The organism is Geomonas sp., from assembly GCF_056994735.1.
Map to the genome: position 1 here is coordinate 1 of NZ_JBXKJL010000171.1, position 2,829 is coordinate 2,829.

2 protein-coding genes are annotated in these 2,829 nt (G+C 59.8%); both read right to left on the reverse strand.

The features are described from left to right. Positions 1-556, reverse strand: a 556-nt coding sequence (locus AC11W3_RS07965) for a DUF748 domain-containing protein (protein ID WP_484092776.1), incomplete at its 3' end; no start/stop codon positions are given. A gap of 414 nt (positions 557-970) precedes the next feature. Continuing rightward, on the reverse strand, positions 971-2,347 hold the full coding sequence (locus AC11W3_RS07970; protein WP_484092777.1) for a TatD family hydrolase: 1,377 nt from the start codon (positions 2,345-2,347) through the stop codon (positions 971-973). Between the last annotated feature and the right edge of the window lie 482 nt (positions 2,348-2,829).

Consider the following 2,829-nt stretch of genomic DNA (forward strand, 5'->3'; position numbering starts at 1 on the left):
TTACGTAGCGGTTTGCCAGGTAGGGCATGTTGGTCACGAAGGGGATGGAGATCTCCATACCCCTCACCTGGTGGTACCTCTCCGCCCTCAGTGCCTTGTCCTGGAAGTCGACGCTGCCTCGTTCGATAATGATGTTGTTGATGGAGAAAAGGGGAGTCCCCTCCTTCTTCTCCCCTTTTTTTGGGGTGACGAGATCGGAGAAATTGTAGTGATTAGGCGCATCCCTGACCACGTGCAGATATGGGGAAACGACGTGGAGTTGGTTGATGATGAAGGATCGTTTCGGCAGCGAAAGGGGACTCAGCGCGAGCCTGGCGGAACTGAGGGAGAAGAAAGCCGCGCTGCTTCCTCGCTCGGAGAGCCTCACTCCCGACAGCTCCGCGGTCAGCTTGAAGGGGTTCAGGGCGACGTTGGCGATCTGGCACTTTCGGCCGGTCGTCTCGTCGATCTTCTTGATCGCCAGGTGCTTCAGAAGCGGAGGGAGTGCAAGTACGATCAGGGAGAGAACAGCAACTACTGCCAAAGCGGCAAACGCCAGGATCTTCCTGTTGCCCATGGAATCCCTCCTGGGGAAACGGCATGGATGACCAAACGGCGGCGGGGATCACATCTCGTGGCGGCTTGTCCAGCTCCCGCAGCGGCACCGGGTGGGTATTACCACCTTGAGCCGAGCTGGAGAAAGTGTCTTGCGGGGATGGCCGCCAGCTTAATGATACCATTGTCAGGTGCGATGTCATGGGAAGCCCCGGGAGACTGCGACAAAAAAAGGGGCCGTTTCCGGCCCCTTCGTGACATCTATTTTCCCGATTAGCCAATCTTCCGCCAGCTTCCAAAACTGTCATTCCCGAAGCGATTCTGATCGGGAATCAAGCTCCTAAGGACGTGAAATCTGGATCCCCGATAAAGGCATTCGGGGATGACAATCTCATAGCGGAAGATTAGCGCCAATCAGTTCTATTTTTGGTCCTGGCTATCCTACTTCCGCGTATTCCCTCTCGCGGAAGTCGACCCCCAGAGAGGAGGCTAGTTCTCTCACCTTCTGCACATCCAGCCCCGGGACAGTCACCGCGCTTGCCACCACATGCGGGATGTGATGCTTGGCCTCACGGAGAAAGTCGCAGACGCCCTGGAAACCGGCGGCGCCGAAAGGGGTGTTGCAGAGCCTCTGGTAGCTTTCCGCGTCAGCCGCGTTGAGGCTCACCGAAACCACATCGACCAGGCCTGCCAGTTCGGGGAGTATGTTCCTGCCGTGTACCAGGTTCGCCTGCCCGTCGGTGTTGATCCTGACCTTCAGACCCCGGCGCTTGAGTTTGGCTGCAACCTCCTTCACCAGGTCCAGGCGGATGAGCGGCTCTCCGTATCCGCAGAAAACAACCTCCGAGAAGTCGGCGTAGGAGTCGATGGCTGCGATGACTTCAGCTGCATCGGGTTCGTGGGAAAGGCGCAGCTCATGCCCTTTCACGATGAAGTCATCGAATTTCGGACAGAAGGTACAGCGGTTCGAGCAGCGATTGGTGACGTTCAGGTACAACGAGTCCCTGATCATGTAGCCTATGGTCGCATGCTCCTTGGGCTGGGGGATCCCGAAGATCTTGCGGGTGTTGCGGGAGGTAATCCGCCCGACGTCCTCGGCTGAAAGGCCCTTGACCTCGGCGACGCGCTCGGCGGCGAATCTCACGAAGGCAGGCTCATTGCGTTTGCCGCGGTGCGGGACCGGAGTCAGGTAAGGGCAATCGGTCTCCACCAGCAGGTGCTCGATCTTCACCCCGCGCACCACATCCCTCAGTGCCTCATTGGAAGGATAGGTCACCGTTCCGGGGATAGAAATCATGAAACCCATCTCGATGCACTCACGGGCCATCTCCATGTCGCCGGAGAAGCAGTGCAGCACCCCTCCGACTTCGGAGGCCTTTTCCTCCCTGAGGATGGCCATGATCCTGTCATGGGCGTCGCGGTCATGGATGATGAGCGGCAGCGACAGTTCTCGTGCCAGGCGGATGAAGCGCCGGAAGACCTCTTCCTGGGCGTCCCGCGGCGAGCGGTCGCGGTAGAAGTCGAGGCCGACCTCGCCGATGGCAACGACCTTGCTGCTTCCCAGCGCCATTTCCCTCACCGTCTGGTAGCACTTCTCCGTCACCCGTTCCGCATCGTGAGGATGGATGCCGACCGAGCAGTAGATGTGCTGGTGAGCCTCCGCCAGCTCCAGTGCCTGACGGCTCGATTCGAGGTCAGCGCCGACCGCCACGATGGTCCCGACGCCGGCATCCTTGGCCCGTTCCAGCACTTCAGCGAGATCCTGGGCGAATTCTTTCCCGTAGACATGGGAGTGGCTGTCAATAAGTTCCATAAGGTGGTGCTCCTTTTCTGGCTTTTCGAATCCCCCTTTTTCAAAGGGGGACTTCAAACCCTCGACCCTGGTCTGCATCCACTACCGGCTCCTCTTTTGACAAAGGGGGGCAGGAGGGGATTTCTCCCACGCCCTCCGGGCCTGCACGCTGGAGCGCTTCGGCGCGCAAGCGGGAGAGGGTAGGGGCGAGGGGCGGTGCCCCGGCGATGACCCTGCCAATGCGCAAGAGCGTCGCAACGAGGAAGTCGCCGCCAGCCGAGGCTGGCGGCGCTACCGGTAAACTAGGTATTCTAATGGAAGAAGGCTGAGGAATCCAGTGCTAATTGGGATCTGAGGGGGGCGGGGCTAGCCGGTGACGGTGCCGATGGAGGCCTCGATGCCGTCCATCAGGATGGCGAGCTCCTCCATGGAGATGGCCAGCGGCGGGAAAACCACGATGATGTTCCCCAGCGGGCGCAGGAAGAGGCCGTGCTTGCGGGCCT

What these genes read in the sequence shown, in the direction of transcription:
- AC11W3_RS07970 (WP_484092777.1), bottom strand. Translation starts at nt 2,347, where the DNA reads ATGGAACTTATTGACAGCCACTCCCATGTCTACGGGAAAGAATTCGCC.